Source organism: Acinetobacter sp. KH_038, assembly GCF_057839405.1.
Window position 1 is genome coordinate 3,016,135 of record NZ_CM174489.1, and the last position, 20,784, is coordinate 3,036,918.

Genomic DNA, 20,784 nt, shown 5'->3' on the forward strand with positions numbered 1-20,784 from the left:
AATTAACTCGATCCTAGATCTGCTCTATCTCATTGAACAACGATTGATAGGCCTGAGTCAATTTATGATCAGTAGCCAAATGAATCAGGGGCTGATTTTTCTGATGGGATTCTTTCATCAAGATGGAAGGCGGCAACATACTGTTGAGCACTGGCAAGCCTTCATCTTTGAGCTGCTGCACCACCTCACGCGGCAATCTGGCCTGCGCCTGAAACTGATTTACCACAATACCTTCAATTTCCAGCCTTTGATTATGGTCATCCTGGGTTTCAATAACATTTTCAATCAGGGTCTGTAAGGCACGTTTCGAGAATACATCACAGTCAAATGGAATCAGGACACGGTCTGCAGCAATGAGTGCCGATAATGTAAAAAAATTAAAAGCCGGCGGGGTATCAATAAACACCCGCTCATAATGCCCTGACAATTGCTGCAAGGCATCCCGCAGTTTGTAAATTTTATGCTTGGACTCCAGTGCATGGGCTAATGCACCGAGCGTCGGGCTGGCCGGAATCACATCCAGATGCTTAAAAGGTGATTGATGCACATAACTTTCCAGACCTTTGGGGCGGCTTTTTAAAATCGAGCCAATCGCATTGCCAAGCAAGCCTTTACTTTGCTGATTGCCAAGTACATCTTCAAAATAGTTTTCAACATTCGGTTCTAATGCCGGCTTGTCACTTGAATAGGTCGCGTCATCACCCAGCACATACTGGCTGGAATTGGCCTGCGGATCGAGATCAATTAATAAGGTTTTTAAACCCTGATGTGCACTGATTGCGGCCAGATTCACAGTAATACTGGACTTACCCACCCCACCTTTTTGATTAAATACCACACGTGTCCGCATGTCCCCTCCTGTTATTTTTAATTACTTTTATCACACTTGTATCTTTTAATTATCTGTAAGAACAGGCTGTGCCTTAAATCACAGCCTGTTTGTTTTTAGCCAAAATTCGGTTTAAGCATTACCAGAATCAAAATAGAAACCAATGACACTACAGCAATAAACAAGCCAGCCCGGCGTTGTGCCAGCAGGATTGAATCATCTTTTTTATAGGCCTTGCCCAAAGAGGATACCAGCACTAAAAAGAGAATGACTTTGGCATAGAACCAAGGTTGCACATCAAAATTCTTGATAAACAACGATACAATACCCGTGAGCGCAATGACTGTAATTGCCAGATGCTGTAAAGCCACCATTGCAATACGTGCTTTCGGATTCGGTAGGTTGCCTTGGGTACCAACGAACAGGGTCAAGGCACGGGCAAGAATAGCGACAATCGCCAGTGCTGCCGCCGACATATGAATAATTTTGACTAAAAGTTGGGTTTCCATCATGTCCTCTTAGTTTTTCGGTGCATGTGCACAGGCGGGACTGGTCGTGTCCTGCCCTGCCCATTCTTCAGGCAAAAATGCATGAATGGCCAGTGCATGAATCTTGTCTTTAGCCAGTAAGTCACCCGCAGCGGCATAGACTTTCTGATGACGCTGAACCGGACGTAAACCGGCAAAAGCCTGACTGACAATCACGGTTTTAAAATGCGATTCTTTTCCCGGGAAATAACCGCCATGACCAGAAGACTCATTCACTACTTCTAAATGAGTCGGAGATAACTCTGCCAAACGGTCTTTCAGTTGTTGTTCTAAGCTCATGGCCTGACTCCAATCTTCGAAAATATCATCTCAGTATACCTTGTTCTATGGAGTATTTCGGTAGTCCGTCGCAGTGCAATCTGTTGATTGTGGCGAAGTTTCATTAATTTCCACAGAAAGATTGTCTATTTATTGTCTGATCCAGAATATTTTGCTTTTATTTTATGCAATCGATGCGAGATTTTTAATAAAGGTGTTGACCTCATTTTTTCATGCTGTATTATACACGGCATGCGGGAATAGCTCAGTTGGTAGAGCATAACCTTGCCAAGGTTGGGGTCGGGAGTTCGAGTCTCCTTTCCCGCTCAAAATTTTTTCATTTAGTTTTTTCATTTAAAAAACTTTATAGACTCCGCGGGAATAGCTCAGTTGGTAGAGCATAACCTTGCCAAGGTTGGGGTCGGGAGTTCGAGTCTCCTTTCCCGCTCCAGATTCAAAAAGCCCTCATCGCAAGATGGGGGCTTTTTTATTGTTGATTTTATTATATTTTTTAAAAACTCTTCTTCCCTATATATCAGCAGCGTCTGAAACAGAGATCAGTCATGCATAAAACATCAGAAAAAATTGCAAAACAAAAAAGATATTAGCTAAAGTGTTTTATCATCTGCAAAACAACTTGGCTTGACACAGGACCAGCTTGCTATCGTTCTCAAGCTAGATTCAGTGGAAACTTTAAATTCGCTTGAGTTAGATATCGATTCAAGTCAGGGAGAACTCGTAATTATTTTAATTGGTATTGCGATATCACTAGATACTCTAACAGGTGGAGAGGCTAAATGGATGCAGCATTTTATGAAGTCACCCAATAAGCTAACCGAAGGCATTCCAGTGGAACAGATTTAGACTACTCAGGGAGTAGCTACCGTATTAAACGTAGTCGAAGGACTTTGGCTTCAGGGTAAATATTAAGAAATACAAAGCTTCATTACACAGAAAATTAAAAGTCATAATTTTGTCTAATAATTCAAATTCAAGGCATAAGAAGTTCCCCTTCTTAAGAGGCGTACAACTGCTTAATTAATGTATCTACAATGAATAAGTCTTTACTTCAGCAAATTAAAATAGGATCTAATCAGGCTAATAAAGCATTGCATTGTTTATTTTAGTCCGTGTAATTGTATTACCTTCAATCTACGTATAATTCAGAAACTGAAAAGTGTATAACAACAGTTATTAATCTAATAATCAATTGATTAATTTAAAATCACTATGCTAAGGTGAAATTGCCTTACATCACTGCCTTAGAGGCAAAATGGTGTCATCTCAATAAGGCAACCATGATTCAAAGCCTTTTAGAAAAAAACGTTATGGATAACGAAAAAATAAATAACAAGGAGAAATAATGGGTACTTTAGCAATCCTCATCTCATTGGCATTACTGATGTTTTTTGCCTATCGGGGTATTTCAGTACTGATTTTGGCACCAATTATGGCGGCTATTGCCATTTTGCTTTCTGGTGACATGCTATACATGATGCCACAGTACACTGAAACCTTTATGTCGGCTTTAGGCGGCTATATTTTAAAATTCTTTCCTATTTTTTTATTGGGTGCCTTGTTTGGACAATTAATGGTTGATTCAGGTGCTGCATCCAGCATTTCAAACTGGATCATGAAGAAATTAGGACATAATCGAGCCATTTTGACGGTGGTATTGGCGTGTGGTGTATTGACTTACGGTGGGGTATCACTGTTTGTAGTGGCTTTTGCTATTTATCCGATTGCCAAGTCTATGTTTCAAGCGGCAAATATTCCAAAGCGATTAATTCCAGGTGCCATCGCTTTGGGCTCATTTACCTTTACCATGACCGCTCTACCAGGTTCGCCTTCCATTCAAAATGCGATTCCGATTCCTTTTTTTGGTACTAACGTATTTGCTGCCCCAGGTATTGGCGTTATTTCCGGTTTAATCATGTTTAGTTTAGGCTGTATGTGGCTACAAAGCCGTGCCATTAAAGCCTCTAGAAAAGGTGAAGGATACGGTATTGATACCCAAGAAGGAGAAAAGTTAGAGGACGGCGTGACATCTAAAGGTGAAATGCCAGTATTCTTAGCATTTTTACCATTACTGTTAGTCATTGCTGTAAATGCTTTGTTCACTTACATTCTTTTTCCAAGCATGGACTTCAGTTTGTTCAAAGAACTTTATCCAAACTTAGACCCTACCAAACAAACAGGTTTATGGGCCTTGGTGATTGCCTTGGTGGTTGCATGTTTAAGTTTGATTTTGTTACGTTTGGGCAAATGGAATAACTTAAAAGAAACCGTGAATAAAGGTGCTTTGGGTTCGATGTTGCCAATTTTCAATACAGCTTCTGAAGTGGGTTATGGCGCAGTCATTGCATCATTGGCAGGCTTCGTGATTATCCGCGATATGGTATTAAATGTATCAAGTAATCCCTTGATTTCAGAAGCTATTGCCATGAACATTTTAGCAGGCATCACCGGTTCTTCTTCTGGCGGTATGTCGATTGCCTTATCGACTTTGGGTGAAGATTACCTAGCTATGGCGACTGCTGCTGGTATCAACCCTGAATTACTACACCGTATTGCGGCATTGGCGGCAGGCTGTCTGGATACCTTGCCTCACTCAGGCGCGGTCATCACCTTACTGGCTATTTGTGGAATGACGCACAAACAATCTTACGGCAACGTGGCCATGTGTACGGTTGCTATCCCAATGGTATCGGTTGTTGTAGCGATTACTTTGGGAACGCTTTTCGGCTCATTCTAATCCCCTCTATTTACAGGATGCTACAAAGCGTCCTGTATCCATTTTTAAGGATTAAATATGAAATTGGCTCACATAGATGACTTTCATGTAGGTTTATCCCATACCTTAACCCGCACTATAGACGCAGAAAAAGTGGCTCAATTTATAAAGTTATGTGGTGATAAGAATCCTATACATCATGATGAAATTTATGCCGCGCAAACCAAATTCAAACGCCCTATCGCACACGGTTTTTTAACCGCGAGTTTTTTCTCACCTATTTTTGGCTTGCACCTTCCAGGCCCTGGTGCAATTTACGTCAATCATAATTTGCGATTTTTAAAACCGGTTTATGTGGGTGACAGTGTTGATGTTATCGCTACAGTAACCAAAGTTGATCATGAACGGAAACGGGTTTACTTTGACACCATTTGCAACATAAATGGCGAAAGGGTGATTGAGGGCGAAGCAGAATTATACGTACCTAGCCCCACAGAAGTAGGGCAAGCGGCATTGGATGCAGCGACAACAAAGGTTTAGCTGCATTCAATAATTTCAAACCCTTTACACATAGATTTAATCCTTTATTGGTGCATGAATAATGGAGGATTAGATCCATATTTTAGTTAAAGTTAATTAGCGAGTTAAAACTCTAATATTTGTCTAAGAATCTAGGCATTTAGTTTCATTTTCAAATATGCCCAAAATTTGTTTAGCTAGTTCTGTAAGTGGAATACCAAGGATCATTGGAGTTAGTAGTCATCTCAATTACGCAGTAATGATTGGTTCATTGCAGTCGATTGTAAATTCTAATTAATATAAATTCGACAAAACAAAATTTCTGCTCTTATCATTCTTGACCAGATTTTATAGTTCACGATGATGTAAATCCATGAAAAACTCCGCTCGCTAAAACAGTCTCGGATCTAAACCTCCAAGGCTGTTTTAGATTTTCAAATTAGAATAACTTAAACTTATTGGGCAGTATAACCACCGTCCATTACCACAGCTTGTCCTGTCACACCACCCGCCTTATCACTGGCAAGGAAAATCGCATAATCTGCAATTTCGTCCACACTCAATAAACGTTTTTGTGGCACCATCGCTAAAATCACATTTTCTAAAGCGTTTTGTTCACTGACATTTCGTATTTTAGCCAAGTCATGAATTTGACCGCGTACCAATGGTGTATCAACATAACCCGGACATAAAGCATTCACTGTGATGCCATCACGGGCACATTCTAAAGCTGCGACTTTGGTCAAACCAATCACCCCATGTTTGGCACTGTTATAGCCCGCCTTACCTGCAAATCCAATTAAACCATTAATCGAAGCCATATTAATGACACGACCAAACTGCTGCGCTTTCATTATGGGAAATGCATACTTGATGCCAATAAACGAACCCACCAACATGACATTTATTAGCTTTTGATACACTGCGGTTGGAAATTCTTCAATCACGGCAACATGTTGAACACCTGCATTATTGATTAAAATATCCAAACGACCATAAGTTTTTTGAGTCAGTTCAATGGCTGCTTTATACCCCTCTTCATCTGTCACATCGCAAGGTGCAGACAATGCGTCAAAGCCTTCTTTTTGAAGTGCAGCCACAGTTTCAGCGCACTTCTCTGCGTTCACATCTGAAATGACAACTTTAGCACCCTCAGTGGCAAATTTTTTTGCAATTTCCTGTCCAATACCACTGGCTGAACCAGTAATAAATGCAACTTTATCTTTTAACAGTTGACTCATCATGTACTCCGTTATCTTCTTTTTTCATTCAACAGCCTTAAACAATACCAAACCAAGTGAAGGCGACAATGGCAACAAATACCGCGATGGTTTTAATAATCGTGATGCCAAAAATGTCTTTATAAGATTGTTTATGGGTTAAACCTGGCACTACAAGCAAGGTTATCACCGCTCTGTTATGCGCTAAGGTGTCCATACCGCCTGATGTCATAGCAACAATACGGTGCATCATACTTCAGGTGGGATTGCCAGCGCTAAAACGCAGCATTGTACTGGTCCGCCATTGTGGCTTAAAGCGATACTCATACCGCCAGAAGCTGAACCTGTCACCCCAGCCAAAACCGTCGTGGTGACCACACCATTGACCAGCGGGTTGGTAAAGGGCTTACCTAATGCATGGCTAAGAATCGCAAATAGGCAATGTAACAATGATTACACCAAAACCATATTCAGAATGAACCATTAATACTGGCATTTATACCTTCTTGAAACCCTATATACACGGCTGAAATCAAATAAAATAGCAACAATAATTCCTACAATTCAGGCTAAACCTACCGCACAAATCGTAGATATTTTGGCAATATCCATGGTAGAGGCCGCAAGTCCAAGCACATTGAAGTCAAAGCCGTTTGGGTAGCATTCTTTAATCGCAGTTGATAAATATTTATTGGTTACAGCAACTAAAATCAGCGATATGAAAGCCAACCACTGACGGGCGGTAAAACCGATTCAATAAAATCACTCGAAACATGTTACCTGAGCAGATTCGATCAGAAACCCTCCAGATGATCCAAAATGGGATTAAGCATAATATTCATTTACTGAATTGAATATAAACCATCCATATGATGATTAATCAACATTATATTAAATCACATATTGTTATTATTCATCATAAAAATCCCTATCAAAATAAAGTGACCAAAACAACCTCAAACGATCTTAATTGATCAAAATTTCACTCTAAAAAACCGAATACTAATAATTAAATCAAATACTTATAGTTAATATCAATTAATGAAAAAAATCTCGATAACCTTGCCAAGGTTGGGGTCGGGAGTTCGAGTCTCCTTTCCTGCTCCAGATTCAAAAAGCCCCCATCGCAAGATGGGGGCTTTTTTTATGCTTAATTTATTCATCAGCACCACTCTGACCAGAGCAAAAACAAGCCCCTAGCCAGAGTTGATCTGCATGTATACTTAAAAAGTGACCCGCTGATAATCACGATATTGTGGTGTCCAGAAGTTCTGCTCAATCGCCAACTGCAACTCTTCTACAGGCACTTTCGCTGCCACACCATCTTCAATGGCAGCCAGCGCCACTTTTAACGCAATCTGCTTCGAAATAGACTGCAAACAATCCAGACTTGGCAATAAATCCGCCTGCGGATCTTTAAGTTTAGGCGAACAGTCTGCCAAAGCATTGCTGGAAGCCATCAACATATTATCAGTCACCCGCTTCGCTCCCGAAGCAATCACACCCAACCCGATTCCAGGGAAGATATAAGAGTTATTGCATTGTGAAATATGATGAATCTGTTCCTGATAATTCACTGGAGCAAATGGGCTGCCTGTTGCAATCAGTGCCTTCCCCTGGGTCCATTGCAAAATATCTGCCGGCACGGCTTCTACCTGAGACGTCGGATTCGATAAAGGGAAAATAATCGGCTGCCCGCTATTTTCTGCCATGGCTTCAATCACTTCCTGAGTAAATAAACCCGGTTGCCCCGATACGCCAATCAGTACTGTCGGCTTGGCATGTTTCACCACATCCAATAAGGAAATCATGGCTTCGGCATCCGCCCAGTGCTCTACATTGTCTAGGGGTTGTGCCAGTTTACGTTGAAAATCCAGTAAATTTGGCTGGTTTTCCGTGATCAAACCAAAGCGGTCAACCATAAATACGCGGGCCCGTGCTTCAGCATCACTTAATCCTTCAGCCACCATTTGTTTAATGATCTGTTCGGCAATCCCGCAACCGGCAGAACCTGCACCTAGAAAGGTCACAACCTGATCTTTAAGCTGCTTGCCTGCTGCACGTGAAGCGGCAATCAGACTACCGACAGAAACCGCAGCGGTTCCCTGAATATCATCATTAAAGCAGCAGATCCGATCACGGTATTTTTCCAGTAAAGGCATGGCATTTTTCTGGGCAAAATCTTCAAACTGAATCAAGGCATCTGGCCAGCGCTGTTGAATAGCCTGAATCACCATCTCGACAAAAGCATAATATTCATCGCCACTGATCCGTGGCTCACGCCAGCCCATATAGATCGGGTCATTCAACAACTGCTGGTTATTGGTGCCGACATCCAGAGTGATCGGCAAGGTATACGCTGGACTGATTCCACCACAGGCAGTGTAAAGCGCTAATTTACCAATCGGAATCCCCATACCGCCAATCCCTTGATCGCCTAGACCCAGAATGCGCTCGCCATCGGTGATCACAATCACTTTCACATTCTTTTTATTGATATTGTGAATAATCTGGTCGATCTGGTCACGATCCGGATAGGAAATAAAGATTCCGCGATGCCGGCGATAGATATCGGAAAAGCGCTGACATGCTTCGCCCACAGTCGGGGTATAGATAATCGGCATCATCTCACTGAGGTGATTTTCAATCAGATGATAAAACAGGGTTTCATTGGTGTCCTGGATATTGCGCAAATAAATATGTTTATTAATATCACTATTAAAAGCAGAGTATTGCTGATAAGAACGCTGACTCTGCTCCTCAATGGTCTCGGTGACACGAGGAATTAAACCGTGCAAATTAAAGTTTCTACGTTCTTCTTCAGTAAATGCAGAACCTTTGTTCAGTAGTGGGAGTTCTAATAAGGTATTTCCAGCATACGGAATATATAAAGGACGTTTACTGTTCAAATTTTCTCTAGGCATTATTTAACTCATCTAATCAATCTTCAGCATTTCGCCGAACACAATGACATTACTATCGTTATTTTATATAGCCTATCCTGATTTTGCTGTTTTGGGGCATTTAGTAAATTGATAATGCTTTTAGCAGGATTTTATAATCTGATAACCCACCTAAGCAGGACAGGTTCTGGGCCGATTCTGCAAGAATCACTTTCTTTTTATCTGTAAATGCAAATACAAAGAAGATCTGTTTGACAAAATACCTGAGCTCATCAAGGATAAAGCATAAATTTAATAAGATGTATGAGTATAACAATGAATGAATTTCAGCCACTTTATCAACCTGATATTTTAGGCCCGGGCTATGAACAGGCAATACTCAACTTTCCTGATGATTATGAGGGTAAAGTTGTAGCCACACTGATCCGTAAAAAAGCCGGGCAACCCAGTCATAAAGCAGTTTTGTATATTCATGGCTTTATTGATTATTTTTTCCAGACCGACATGGCAGAACGTTTTAACCAGCAAGGTTTTGATTTTTATGCCCTGGATTTAAGGAAATACGGCCGCTCGATTCTGCCGCAGCAAAAATATTATAACGTGCATGACCTGTCTGAATATGATGCCGAAATCACCCAGGCACTGGATATTATCGCAGCCGAAGGTCACGATGCGGCCCTGCTCTGCGGTCATTCTACTGGCGGCCTGACCACAACCCTGTACGCAGCCCACCATCCCGATCATCCATTAATTCAAGCGCTGTGGGTGAATAGTCCATTTTATGACTTTAATATGAATCCGATCAAACGTGCGCTGGGTATTCCACAGCTCAGCAGACTGGCAAAAAGCTTTCCCGATTTAAAATTTCCGAGCGAGTTAAACAAATGGTATGCCACCAGTCTGCACAAAGATTTAAAAGGCGAATGGGACTTCAATCTGGACTGGAAAAAGAGCCGTTATCCAATGGTGCGGATCAGTTTCATTCGGGCCATTCATGAGGCACAAAAAGAAATTCATCGCGGTATCCAGCTTGATATTCCGGTACTGATCATGCATTCACATCAGACCCGCTATCCGAAAAAGTGGGGCACGGCGGCAGAGAGCAGTGATGTGATTCTGGGAGTCAAAGATATTCAGAAACAGGCTAAAAAAATAAAAGGCGATATCACAGTACAAAGTATTCAAAATGGTCTGCATGATCTGGTGCTTTCAAAACCGGCCGTACGTGAACAGGTTTATCAGCAGCTGTTTCAATGGCTAAATACCAAAGGGCTTTAACTCAAATCACGACAAAAGATAATTGCTGTCATGCGCTTTGCTATCGGGTACTGTGATTGAAGAGTATAACAGCGCTTAATGTAATTTTTTACCTGACCAAATAGATAAATTTTTCGATTTTTTCATCGCTAAAAATATCTAATTTTGATTTTAAGCGATTATTAAATATCAATTTTCTTTTTTATTCTGCATGATCGAAATGTTGTCTTTTGTAGCAAGTCTGTAAACAAGCAAACACCGGTCTTTTTCCGTCTTTATAGTAGAGCTGACTGCTGAAGCTAAGGCATTTTACCAAGCATGGCATGTGCTTAGCCTGCACCAATAACAATCATATAAAGGAATAATAGTATGCGTTATGCAGATCCCAATACTGACGGTTCAAAAATTCAATTTAAAGCACAATATGACAACTTCATTGGCGGCGAATGGGTCGCTCCAGTCAAGGGCGAATATTTTGACAATATCTCTCCGGTAGATGGCAAAGTCTTTAGCAAAGTCCCGCGTTCTTCTGTGGAAGATATCGAACTGGCACTCGATGCAGCACACAAGGCCAAAGAACAGTGGAACAAATCCTCACCGACCACCCGTTCCAATATCCTGCTGAAAATTGCCGATCGCCTGGAACAAAATCTGGAACTGCTGGCTGTGGCAGAAACCTGGGACAATGGCAAACCGATCCGTGAAACGCTGGCCGCCGATATTCCGCTGGCGATTGATCATTTCCGTTATTTTGCCGGCTGTATCCGTGCGCAAGAAGGTGGCATTTCCGAAATTGATGAAGATACCATTGCTTATCATTTCCATGAACCACTCGGCGTAGTCGGTCAGATCATTCCATGGAACTTCCCGATCCTGATGGCAGCCTGGAAACTGGCTCCGGCACTGGCTGCTGGCAACTGTATTGTGCTGAAACCTGCAGAGCAAACCCCGGTCAGTATTTTAGTTGTGGCCGAACTGATTCAGGATATTTTACCACCCGGCGTGCTGAACATCGTCAATGGCTACGGCGTTGAAGTCGGTCGTCCCCTGGCGACCAATCCACGCATTGCCAAAATCGCCTTTACCGGCTCGACAGCTGTCGGCCAGATGATCATGCAATATGCCACAGAGAATATTATTCCGGTAACGCTGGAACTCGGTGGTAAATCACCGAATCTGTTCTTTGCTGATATCATGGATCAGGAAGATGATTATCTGGATAAGGCACTGGAAGGCTTTGCCATGTTTGCGCTGAATCAGGGGGAAATCTGTACCTGTCCTTCGCGTGCCTTGGTACAGGAAAGTATTGCCGATGAGTTTTTGGCGCGTGCAGTGGAACGGGTACAACGCATCAAGACCGGCCATCCCCTGGATACGGACACCATGATTGGTGCGCAGGCCTCACAAGAACAGCAGGACAAGATTCTGGGCTGCATTGCCACTGGTCGCGAAGAGGGCGCACAAATCCTGACTGGCGGTGAAGCGCGCCAGGAAGTGGGACAAGGTTTCTATATTGAACCGACCATTTTTAAAGGCACCAATGACATGAAGACCTTTCAGGACGAGATCTTTGGGCCGGTACTGGCTGTCACCACTTTCAAAGATTTTGATGATGCGATCAAGATCGCCAACGATACCATTTATGGACTCGGTGCCGGGGTCTGGTCACGTTCGGCACATACCTCTTATCGGGCTGGTCGTGCCATTCAGGCCGGTCGGGTCTGGACCAACTGTTATCACATCTACCCGGCACATGCCGCATTCGGTGGCTACAAGAAATCCGGGATCGGGCGTGAGAACCATAAAATGATGCTGGATCATTATCAACAAACCAAGAACCTGTTGGTCAGCTATTCAACCAAACCGGCAGGATTCTTCTAAAAACATATCAGCTGAAAGCGGACTGGGGTCCGCTTTTTCTGGACGATCTTCAAGCTATGCAGCTCAGGGCAAAATTTTCCGGGATTTCAGTATTTTTCCATAACTTGAGTTTATTTTTATTAAATTATGCCGTCAGGATAAAACACTTGGGAAAATAGCTGAAAAGCCAGTGCTTATGCTGATTTCACCTAAGTTTTTCAATTTTTATGCATTTTAATCGTTCAAAAAACCTGCATAAAGCCCAAGCTTTCATTTAAAGCCGGCTTTTCATGCTTCGCAAGACTGTGTATAACAATGAACCACTATAGGGAAACCAATAAGCATAGGCAAAATTGCGCAAAAAGCGTTAGACTATGTACCCAATAATGTCATGATTCGGTCTGATCAAGATCAAAAAAGAAGGTGAAGGTTGATGCCGCTCAATACTGTAGAAGAGCTTGTAGCAGATATCCGTGCAGGAAAAATGGTCATCCTGATGGATGATGAAGATCGTGAAAATGAAGGCGACCTCGTTATTGCTGCCACGCACGTACGTCCTGAGGACATCAACTTCATGATCACCCATGCGCGTGGTCTGGTCTGTCTGACTTTAAGTAAAGAGCGTTGCCAGCAGTTGAATCTGCCATTAATGGTAGATGCCAATGGCGCCCAGCACGGGACCAATTTCACCCTGTCGATTGAAGCAGCGCGAGGTATTTCTACCGGTATTTCTCCGGCTGAACGTGCGCACACGATTCAAACTGCGGTAGCAGCACACGCCAAACCGGCAGATATCGTACAGCCAGGACATATTTTCCCGCTCATGGCACAGCCAGGTGGTGTATTGCACCGTGCTGGCCATACTGAAGCAGGCTGTGATTTATCGCGTCTTGCCGGTCTTGAACCTGCCTCTGTCATTTGTGAAATCATTAATGAAGATGGCAGCATGGCACGTCGCCCAGATTTGGAAGTCTTTGCAGAAAAGCATGGCCTGAAAATCGGAACAATTGCCGACCTGATTCATTACCGCATGACCAATGAACAAACTGTTGAACGTCTTGATCAACAGAGCATTGATACCGAATACGGTACATTTGACCTGTATCGTTATCAGGAAGTCGGCAATCCGGATATTCATTTGGCTTTGGTCAAGGGCGAGCCTAAAGACGGCGTAACCACCGTGCGTGTACATGGTTTTAACCCGACCCGCGATTTGCTCAAGCTCAATAAACAGGACGGCGAACCGGCCTGGAATCTGGACCGTGCCCTGAAAGAAATTTCCAGCAGTGATCGCGGTGTGCTGGTCTGGATCGGTCAGCGTCATTTGCAGGATCTGGGCCCAGCATTAGATACCCTAAAAGCACCAAAAAATGTAAAATCAAATGCTGCACTCTCTCAGCAGTATCAGACCATTGGTGTGGGTGCACAAATTTTACGTGATTTGGGCGTTGAAAAAATGAAGCTACTCAGCTCTCCATTACGCTTCAATGCACTATCCGGCTTTAACTTAGAAGTGGTGGAATACATCACCGCACAACACACATCTTAAGAAATTATCGAGGTTGTTATGGCAGTTCGCCGTATTGAAGGTATGTTACATCTCGCGAACGAAGACCGTTATGCGATTTTAGTTGGTCGTTTTAACAGCTTTGTGGTTGAACATCTGTTAGAAGGTGCCATTGATACATTGAAACGTCATGGTGTATCAGAGGATAATATCACTGTTGTTCATGCCCCTGGTGCCTGGGAACTTCCTGTAGTTGCAAAAAAACTGGCAGCTTCAGATCGTTTCGATGCCATCATTGCGCTGGGCGCCGTGATTCGCGGTAGCACACCTCACTTCGATTTCGTTGCGGGCGAATGTGCCAAAGGTTTGGGCGTGGTTGGCCTGGACACTGGCTTACCTGTGATCAATGGTGTACTCACTACGGACAGTATTGAACAAGCGATTGAACGCTCTGGAACAAAAGCAGGCAATAAAGGTAGCGAAGCTGCCCTGACTGCGATTGAAATGGTTAACTTGTTAAAGGCTATTTAACGCTATGTCGCAAACACTTCAAGCAACTTATGCAGCAAAACGTAAAGCACGTCGCTTTGCTGTACAAGGAATTTATGAATGGCAAATGAGCCACAATCCGGTACATGAAATTGAAGCACGTACGCGTGTGGAAAATGCCATGCACAAAGTGGATCTGAGCTATTATCATGAATTGTTGACTCAAGTGGTTGCCAATCATGAAGCATTGGATGCGCTCTTAATTCCGGTACTCGATCGCGAACTTAGCGCCCTGGATGGCGTCGAGCTTGCAACCTTACGTCTGGGCGCCTATGAACTCAAAGAACATCTTGAGATTCCATATCGCGTGGTTCTAGATGAAGCGATCGAGCTGGCTAAACATTTTGGCGGTGCAGACAGCCATAAATACATCAACGGTGTATTGGATCGTTTAGCGACAACCTTACGTGTAGCAGAAAAGCAACAAGCCAACTAATTAAAGTCGAATTGTTGTATGGCTGAATTTTCGATTATCGATACCTATTTCAATCGCAAGAATGCCAATTCTGTCGATTTAGGGGTCGGTGACGATTCAGCCTTGCTCACCCCTCCGCCCCAGCAACAACTGGTCATCTGTGCCGACACCCTGGTTGCGGGACGCCATTTCCCCTTAGATACAAATCCACATGCCATTGGCTGGAAAGCTGTCGCCGTCAATTTATCTGATATTGCCGCGATGGGTGCAACTCCGCACAGTATTTTATTGGCATTGAGCCTACCCCAAATTGATCATGACTGGCTAAAAGCATTTAGTCAGGGTTTGTACGATTGCTGCGATCAATTTGGGGTGAGTTTAATTGGTGGTGATACCACCCAAAGCCCACATCTCACTTTATCTGTCACTGCACTCGGTTGGGTCGACACCGGTCAGGCGGTGCCACGCTCTGGCGCTCAAGCCGGTGATCTGGTTTGTGTCAGTGGCACTGTCGGTGATGCCGCTTTTGCCCTGCAACATCTGGGACACCCTCTACAAGAACGTCTGGATTATCCGACGCCACGCTGTCAGCTTGGTGCCGCCCTCAAAGGCCTGGCCAATAGCATGATTGATGTTTCAGATGGTTTAGCCCAAGATCTTGGACATATTCTTCAAGCCTCGCAAGTCGGTGCCAAGCTGCAACTGGAACACTTGCCACTCAGCCCGCCCCTGCAGGCTTTAAGTGATGCACAAAAATGGCAATACGCACTGGCCGGTGGTGATGACTATGAATTATGTTTTACAATAAGCCCGCAAAATTACGAAAAATTATTGCAAAAACAACTTGATGTTTCGATTAGTATCATCGGCACGATTCAGCAGCAACCAGGCTTAACTTTTGAAAAAAATGGCGTAGATCATTCACTTCAATTTAATGGGTATCAACATTTTGCATAAACCTGCGATTAATTTTAAAGCCATGTCATGGACTGACCGACTGATTGTATTTAGCGGGGTCGGTTTTGGTTCCGGTCTGGTGCCTAAAGCTCCAGGCACTTTTGGCTCTGCTTTTGCCCTGTTATTTGTTCCGCTGTGGTTCAGTCTGGGTTTTTTAAATAGTGTTTTTGCCATTGCCATCATGTCCCTGATTGGCATATATATCTGCGGGCGTACTGCCAAGGTCATGGGCGTGCATGATGATGGACGTATTGTCTGGGATGAATTTGCCGGACAGTCGATTACGTTCTTACCCCTGATCTATATCGGCCAGATGAACTGGTTATGGTTGCTGACCGGTTTCGCGCTATTCAGATTGTTTGATATCTGGAAGCCCTGGCCGATCCGGGTCATTGACCGTCAGGTGGAAGGTGGTTTCGGCATCATGCTGGATGACATTATTGCCGGGCTATGGGCAGCGCTTTGTATCTTGATTTATTTTTACTTCACTGTGGCATAAGCCATATTTAGGATTAGAACATGTCAACGACAGTTATTATTCTTGCTGCAGGTAAAGGCACGCGGATGCGTTCCAGCTTACCGAAAGTATTACAACCACTTGCAGGACGTGCTTTACTGGGTCATGTCATTGACACCGCAAAAAAATTAAACGCAGAAAATATTATTACCATTTATGGTCATGGCGGTGATCGCGTTCAGACGGCATTTGCCCAGCAAGAGATTAAATGGGTTGAACAGGCTGAACAGCTGGGAACCGGTCATGCAGTACAAATGACGTTGCCGGTTCTACCTCAAGATGGCGTATCGCTGATTCTTTCCGGTGATGTGCCTTGTATTAACCCAGTGACCTTACAAAAATTACTCGATGCCACTGCAGCAAGCGGTATTGGTCTGGTGACCCTGACCCTGCCAGATGCCAATGGTTATGGCCGTATTGTACGTAAAAATGGTCAGATCCAGGCCATTGTCGAGCACAAAGATGCTTCCGAAGAGCAGCGTCAGATCAAGGAAATCAATACCGGCATTTATGCAGTCAGCAATGCCAAGTTACATCAATGGTTGCCAAATTTAAGCAATGACAATGCACAAGGCGAATATTACCTGACTGATATCGTGGCAATGGCACTGGCCGATGGCATGCAGGTGGCTTCTGTTGAACCTGAGCAAGCCTTTGAAGTTGAAGGTGTTAATGACCGGGTACAACTGGCAGCCTTAGAGCGTCAATTCCAGGCATTTCAAGCCAAACAACTGATGCAGCAAGGTGTGCATCTGATTGATCCGAGCCGTTTTGATTTGCGTGGCTCAGTTAAAGTGGGGCAAGACGTTCGCATTGATATCAATGTGATTATTGAAGGTGATTGCGAACTGGGCGACCATGTTGAAATTGGTGCTGGCTGTATCATCAAGAATAGTAAAATTGCAGCTGGAACCAAGGTGCAGCCTTATAGTATTTTCGACAATGCCATTGTGGGTGAAAATACTCAAATTGGACCTTTTGCACGGCTGCGCCCAGGCGCGACATTGGCCAATGAAGTGCATATCGGTAACTTCGTCGAAGTCAAAAATACCACGATCGGACTCGGCTCGAAAGCCAATCACTTCACCTATCTGGGCGATGCTGAAATTGGTGCCGGTTCAAATATTGGTGCAGGAACCATTACCTGTAACTATGATGGTGCCAACAAATTTAAAACAATTATTGGGGATCAGGCCTTCATTGGTTCCAACAGTTCATTGGTTGCCCCAGTGAAAATTGGCAACGGTGCTACAGTTGGCGCAGGCTCCACCATTACCCGTGATGTGGCAGACAACAGTTTGGCGGTAGAACGCTCAAAGCAATTTGAGAAAGAAAATTATCCACGTCCGCAAAAAATCAAGAAATAAGAGGAAAAAATTATGTGTGGTATCGTCGGTGGCATTGCGGAACGTAGCATTACCAGCATTTTAATTGAAGGCTTAAAACGCCTGGAATACCGCGGCTATGATTCTGCCGGTCTGGCACTCATTAATAACAGCCAGGTCCTGCGTGAGCGTCGTGTGGGCAAGGTCGCGAACCTTGAACAGGCCGTGAATGAATCACAGATTAGCGGTTCACTCGGCATTGCACATACACGCTGGGCAACCCATGGCAAGCCGACCGAAGAAAATGCCCATCCGCATATTTCTGAAAATGTGGCAGTGGTTCATAATGGTATTATTGAGAACTATCAAGAGCTTAAAGACGATCTTGAAGCTTTGGGTTATGTATTTACCTCCCAGACCGATACAGAAGTCGTCGCACATTTAGTCAATGATGCATTGAAATCCACCCCAAGCCTGCTGGAAGCTGTACGTCAGGTGGTTCCGCAGCTCAAAGGTGCTTATGCACTGGGCATCGTGCATACTGACCATCCAGATGAACTGATTACCGTGCGTGAAGGTTCTCCACTGGTGATTGGTGTCGGGATTGGCGAAAACTTTATCAGTTCTGACCAGCTGGCCCTACTTCCGATTACCAACCGCTTTATCTATCTGGAAGAAGGTGATATTGCACGTTTGACCCGCAATACCATTGAAGTTTTTGTCGATGGCCAGCTGGTCGATCGCCCGGTCAAGGAACTGGACGCTGCAGTCAGCAATGCCTCTAAAGGTGAATACAAGCACTACATGCTCAAAGAAATCTATGAGCAGCCTGAAGCGATCAAGCAGACGATTTCGCAAGCCTTGAATGGCAATGAGCTGCGCGAAGACTTCCTTGCCAGTGCAGAACAAGACTTCTCCAAAATCCAGCAAATCCAGATTATTGCCTGCGGTACCAGTTACCATGCTGGCATGATCGCCAAGTACTGGTTTGAACAGCTGATTGATCTGCCTTGTCAGGTCGAGATTGCCAGCGAATTCCGTTATCGCACGCCAGTTATTGTGAATAACACGCTATATGTATGTATTTCCCAATCTGGTGAAACTGCCGATACCTTGGCTGCATTACGTGATACACAGAAGCGTGCCGTTGCCAAAGGATTGGATATCACCACGATGACGATCTGTAACGTGGCCACTTCATCAATGGTACGTGAAACTCAGCATAGCCTGTTGACCCTGGCTGGCCCTGAAATTGGTGTGGCTTCAACCAAAGCTTTTACCACGCAACTTGCTGCATTGATGCTGCTGGTACTGAAAATCGGTTCTGTGAAAAATACGATTTCTACAGAAAACATGACGGCAATCACCACTGGACTTTGGCATATGCCTAAAGTGATTCTGGATACCTTGCGTCATGATAATGAGATTTTAGGTCTTTCTGAGCTGTTCGTAGAAAAACAGCATTGCCTGTTCTTGGGCCGTGGTACGCATTTCCCGATCGCACTGGAAGGTGCACTCAAGCTGAAAGAAATCTCCTATATTCATGCCGAAGGTTATGCGGCAGGTGAGCTGAAACATGGTCCATTGGCCCTAGTGGATAATGACATGCCGGTGGTCATCCTCGCGCCGCAGGATGACATGCTGGATAAACTGAAATCCAATATGGAAGAAGTTCAGGCACGTGGTGGTGAACTGTTTGTCTTTGCTGACGAAAATAGTGGTATTAAAGCCAAAGAGCGCCAGCATGTGGTACATATTCCGGCAGTCGATGCTGTCTTGGCACCGATTGTATATAGCATCCCGGTACAATTGCTTTCTTATCATGTAGCAGTACTGCGTGGTACCGATGTGGATCAGCCACGTAATCTGGCAAAATCGGTCACGGTGGAATAATAAAAATTGAATTAAGGCTGGGGAACTGGCCTTTTTTCTTTTAAATGGAGAGCCTATCAATGACACAACTGACTTGCTTTAAAGCCTATGACATTCGCGGCAAACTTGGTAGCGAGCTGAATGAAGACATCGCCTATAAAATTGGTCGTGCCTACGGACAGATTTATCAACCGAAGACTGTAGTGATTGGCTGTGATATACGTCTCAGCAGTGAAGGCCTAAAACAGGCCACGATTCGTGGTTTGAATGATGCCGGTGTCAATGTACTGGATCTGGGGATGACCGGCACTGAAGAAGTTTATTTCGGCGCATTTCATCTCGATGTTCAAGGCGGGATTGAAGTCACAGCCAGCCATAATCCGATGGACTATAATGGCATGAAGCTGGTGAGAGAAAATGCCCGTCCTATCAGTGCGGATACCGGTCTCAAAGAGATTCAGGCTTTGGCAGAATCAGGTGAATTTATTGAAGTCAGCAATAAAGGCCGTACCGAAAAATACAATATCCTGCCCGAGTTTATCGAGCACCTGACGACCTATATTGATCCAGCCAAAATCCGCCCAATGAAACTGGTGGTGAATGCGGGTAATGGTGCAGCAGGTCATGTTATTGATGCAATCGAAGTAAAATTTAAAGAACTCAATATTCCGGTTGAATTTATCAAAATTCATCATGAAGCTGACGGCACTTTCCCGAACGGGATTCCCAACCCGATTTTAACTGAGAACCGTGACAGCACCCGTGATGCGGTCATTCAGTATGGCGCAGATATGGGCATTGCCTGGGATGGTGACTTTGACCGCTGCTTCCTGTTCGATGAAAAAGGCCAGTTTATTGAAGGCTATTATATTGTCGGCCTTCTGGCTCAAGCCTTCTTGCTAAAGCAATCTGGCGAAAAAATTGTACATGATCCGCGTTTGGTCTGGAATACACTGGATATTGTAGAGCAATATCAAGGGATCACGGTTCAGTCCAAGTCAGGTCACGCCTTTATTAAAGATGTGATGCGTGAGCATAATGCGGCCTATGGCGGTGAAATGAGTGCACATCATTATTTCCGTGACTTTGCCTATTGCGATAGCGGCATGATTCCATGGTTACTGGCGATAGTAGTACTGTCTGAAACAGGAAAATCCTTATCTTCTTTGGTAGAAGAGATGATCGCCAAGTTCCCATGCAGTGGTGAAATCAACTTTAAAGTCGCAGATACCCAAGCGACCATCCAAAAACTTTTCGATCATTATGCCAATCAGCAGCCGGAGATCGATCAGACCGATGGGGTCAGTCTTAATTTTGATGCATGGCGTTTTAATGTGCGGGCATCGAATACTGAACCGCTATTGCGTCTGAATATTGAAAGCCGTCGGGATCATAACCCGCGACCAATGCAGGACTATGTCGATGAATTGACTCAGCTGATCCAGAGTTAAGCTTTTGGTATCAAACACAATAAAAATGGGAGCAATGTTGCTCCCATTTTTATTTATATCGCT

The 20,784-nt window shown here is 44.0% G+C and carries 17 protein-coding genes, 2 tRNA genes and 2 pseudogenes; 15 read left to right on the plus strand and 6 right to left on the minus strand.

The window, feature by feature from the left end:
• Positions 1-13: 13 nt before the first annotated feature.
• The 3 genes from AC3IT7_RS14335 to AC3IT7_RS14345 all read right to left on the minus strand — a co-directional run bounded on the left by AC3IT7_RS14335 (position 14) and on the right by AC3IT7_RS14345 (position 1,656).
• Positions 14-850, minus strand: a complete 837-nt coding sequence (locus AC3IT7_RS14335; RefSeq protein WP_489248906.1) for a ParA family protein — start codon at positions 848-850, stop codon at positions 14-16.
• 95 nt (positions 851-945) lie between these two features.
• Positions 946-1,338, minus strand: coding sequence for a SirB2 family protein (locus AC3IT7_RS14340; RefSeq protein WP_489248907.1), 393 nt, complete (start codon positions 1,336-1,338; stop codon positions 946-948).
• A 9-nt stretch (positions 1,339-1,347) separates the two neighbouring features.
• The gene (locus tag AC3IT7_RS14345) at positions 1,348-1,656 is read right to left on the minus strand and encodes a BolA family protein (protein WP_475654952.1); all 309 of its coding nucleotides are present in this window, start codon (positions 1,654-1,656) and stop codon (positions 1,348-1,350) included.
• 233 nt (positions 1,657-1,889) lie between these two features.
• On the opposite strand from AC3IT7_RS14345, the gene AC3IT7_RS14350 reads away from it, so the two are divergent.
• The 5 genes and pseudogenes from AC3IT7_RS14350 to AC3IT7_RS14370 all read left to right on the plus strand — a co-directional run bounded on the left by AC3IT7_RS14350 (position 1,890) and on the right by AC3IT7_RS14370 (position 4,909).
• Positions 1,890-1,962: transfer RNA gene (locus AC3IT7_RS14350), tRNA-Gly, on the plus strand.
• Between the two features lie 48 nt (positions 1,963-2,010).
• Positions 2,011-2,086 (plus strand) — tRNA-Gly (locus AC3IT7_RS14355).
• Between the two features lie 112 nt (positions 2,087-2,198).
• Positions 2,199-2,565, plus strand: a pseudogene (locus AC3IT7_RS14360) (antitoxin Xre/MbcA/ParS toxin-binding domain-containing protein).
• A 430-nt stretch (positions 2,566-2,995) separates the two neighbouring features.
• Entirely contained in the window at positions 2,996-4,390 is a 1,395-nt protein-coding gene (locus tag AC3IT7_RS14365; RefSeq protein WP_489250024.1) for a GntP family permease, read from the plus strand.
• A 57-nt stretch (positions 4,391-4,447) separates the two neighbouring features.
• Positions 4,448-4,909, plus strand: coding sequence for a MaoC family dehydratase (locus AC3IT7_RS14370; RefSeq protein WP_489248908.1), 462 nt, complete (start codon positions 4,448-4,450; stop codon positions 4,907-4,909).
• Positions 4,910-5,343: 434 nt separating this feature from the next.
• Here AC3IT7_RS14370 and AC3IT7_RS14375 read toward each other — a convergent pair whose 3' ends face one another.
• From AC3IT7_RS14375 to AC3IT7_RS14385, 3 genes and pseudogenes are all read right to left on the minus strand, one after another.
• Positions 5,344-6,129, minus strand: a complete 786-nt coding sequence (locus AC3IT7_RS14375) for a 3-hydroxybutyrate dehydrogenase (protein WP_489248909.1) — start codon at positions 6,127-6,129, stop codon at positions 5,344-5,346.
• A gap of 37 nt (positions 6,130-6,166) precedes the next feature.
• Positions 6,167-6,858 (minus strand): annotated as a pseudogene (locus AC3IT7_RS14380) (GntP family permease); the annotation flags it as partial.
• A gap of 473 nt (positions 6,859-7,331) precedes the next feature.
• Positions 7,332-9,032 (minus strand): NAD-dependent malic enzyme, encoded by a 1,701-nt coding sequence (locus tag AC3IT7_RS14385; RefSeq protein ID WP_489248910.1) that lies wholly within the window; start codon positions 9,030-9,032, stop codon positions 7,332-7,334.
• Positions 9,033-9,326: 294 nt separating this feature from the next.
• Here AC3IT7_RS14385 and AC3IT7_RS14390 point away from each other — a divergent pair, with 294 nt between their 5' ends.
• The 10 genes from AC3IT7_RS14390 to AC3IT7_RS14435 all read left to right on the plus strand — a co-directional run bounded on the left by AC3IT7_RS14390 (position 9,327) and on the right by AC3IT7_RS14435 (position 20,721).
• Positions 9,327-10,289: an alpha/beta hydrolase gene (locus tag AC3IT7_RS14390; protein ID WP_489248911.1), complete on the plus strand. Its 963-nt coding sequence runs from the start codon at positions 9,327-9,329 to the stop codon at positions 10,287-10,289.
• Positions 10,290-10,637: 348 nt separating this feature from the next.
• A complete protein-coding gene (exaC, locus tag AC3IT7_RS14395; protein ID WP_489248912.1) occupies positions 10,638-12,149 on the plus strand; it encodes an acetaldehyde dehydrogenase ExaC in 1,512 nt (503 codons plus the stop codon).
• A 412-nt stretch (positions 12,150-12,561) separates the two neighbouring features.
• On the plus strand, positions 12,562-13,677 hold the full coding sequence (ribBA, locus tag AC3IT7_RS14400) for a bifunctional 3,4-dihydroxy-2-butanone-4-phosphate synthase/GTP cyclohydrolase II (RefSeq protein WP_489248913.1): 1,116 nt from the start codon (positions 12,562-12,564) through the stop codon (positions 13,675-13,677).
• Between the two features lie 18 nt (positions 13,678-13,695).
• Positions 13,696-14,166, plus strand: coding sequence for a 6,7-dimethyl-8-ribityllumazine synthase (gene ribH / locus AC3IT7_RS14405; protein ID WP_004280926.1), 471 nt, complete (start codon positions 13,696-13,698; stop codon positions 14,164-14,166).
• Between the two features lie 4 nt (positions 14,167-14,170).
• On the plus strand, positions 14,171-14,620 hold the full coding sequence (gene nusB / locus AC3IT7_RS14410) for a transcription antitermination factor NusB (RefSeq protein ID WP_475653362.1): 450 nt from the start codon (positions 14,171-14,173) through the stop codon (positions 14,618-14,620).
• A gap of 18 nt (positions 14,621-14,638) precedes the next feature.
• Entirely contained in the window at positions 14,639-15,556 is a 918-nt protein-coding gene (gene thiL / locus AC3IT7_RS14415) for a thiamine-phosphate kinase (RefSeq protein ID WP_489248914.1), read from the plus strand.
• A complete protein-coding gene (locus tag AC3IT7_RS14420) occupies positions 15,534-16,055 on the plus strand; it encodes a phosphatidylglycerophosphatase A family protein (protein WP_475653360.1) in 522 nt (173 codons plus the stop codon). Before thiL ends, AC3IT7_RS14420 begins: the two co-directional genes overlap by 23 nt.
• Positions 16,056-16,075: 20 nt before the next feature.
• Positions 16,076-17,440 carry a bifunctional UDP-N-acetylglucosamine diphosphorylase/glucosamine-1-phosphate N-acetyltransferase GlmU gene (gene glmU / locus AC3IT7_RS14425; RefSeq protein ID WP_489248915.1) on the plus strand — a complete coding sequence of 455 codons (1,365 nt, stop codon included), beginning with the start codon at positions 16,076-16,078 and terminating at the stop codon, positions 17,438-17,440.
• Between the two features lie 12 nt (positions 17,441-17,452).
• Positions 17,453-19,291, plus strand: coding sequence for a glutamine--fructose-6-phosphate transaminase (isomerizing) (gene glmS / locus AC3IT7_RS14430; RefSeq protein WP_489248916.1), 1,839 nt, complete (start codon positions 17,453-17,455; stop codon positions 19,289-19,291).
• A 59-nt stretch (positions 19,292-19,350) separates the two neighbouring features.
• A complete protein-coding gene (locus tag AC3IT7_RS14435; RefSeq protein ID WP_489248917.1) occupies positions 19,351-20,721 on the plus strand; it encodes a phosphohexomutase domain-containing protein in 1,371 nt (456 codons plus the stop codon).
• The last annotated feature ends 63 nt before the right edge of the window (positions 20,722-20,784 follow it).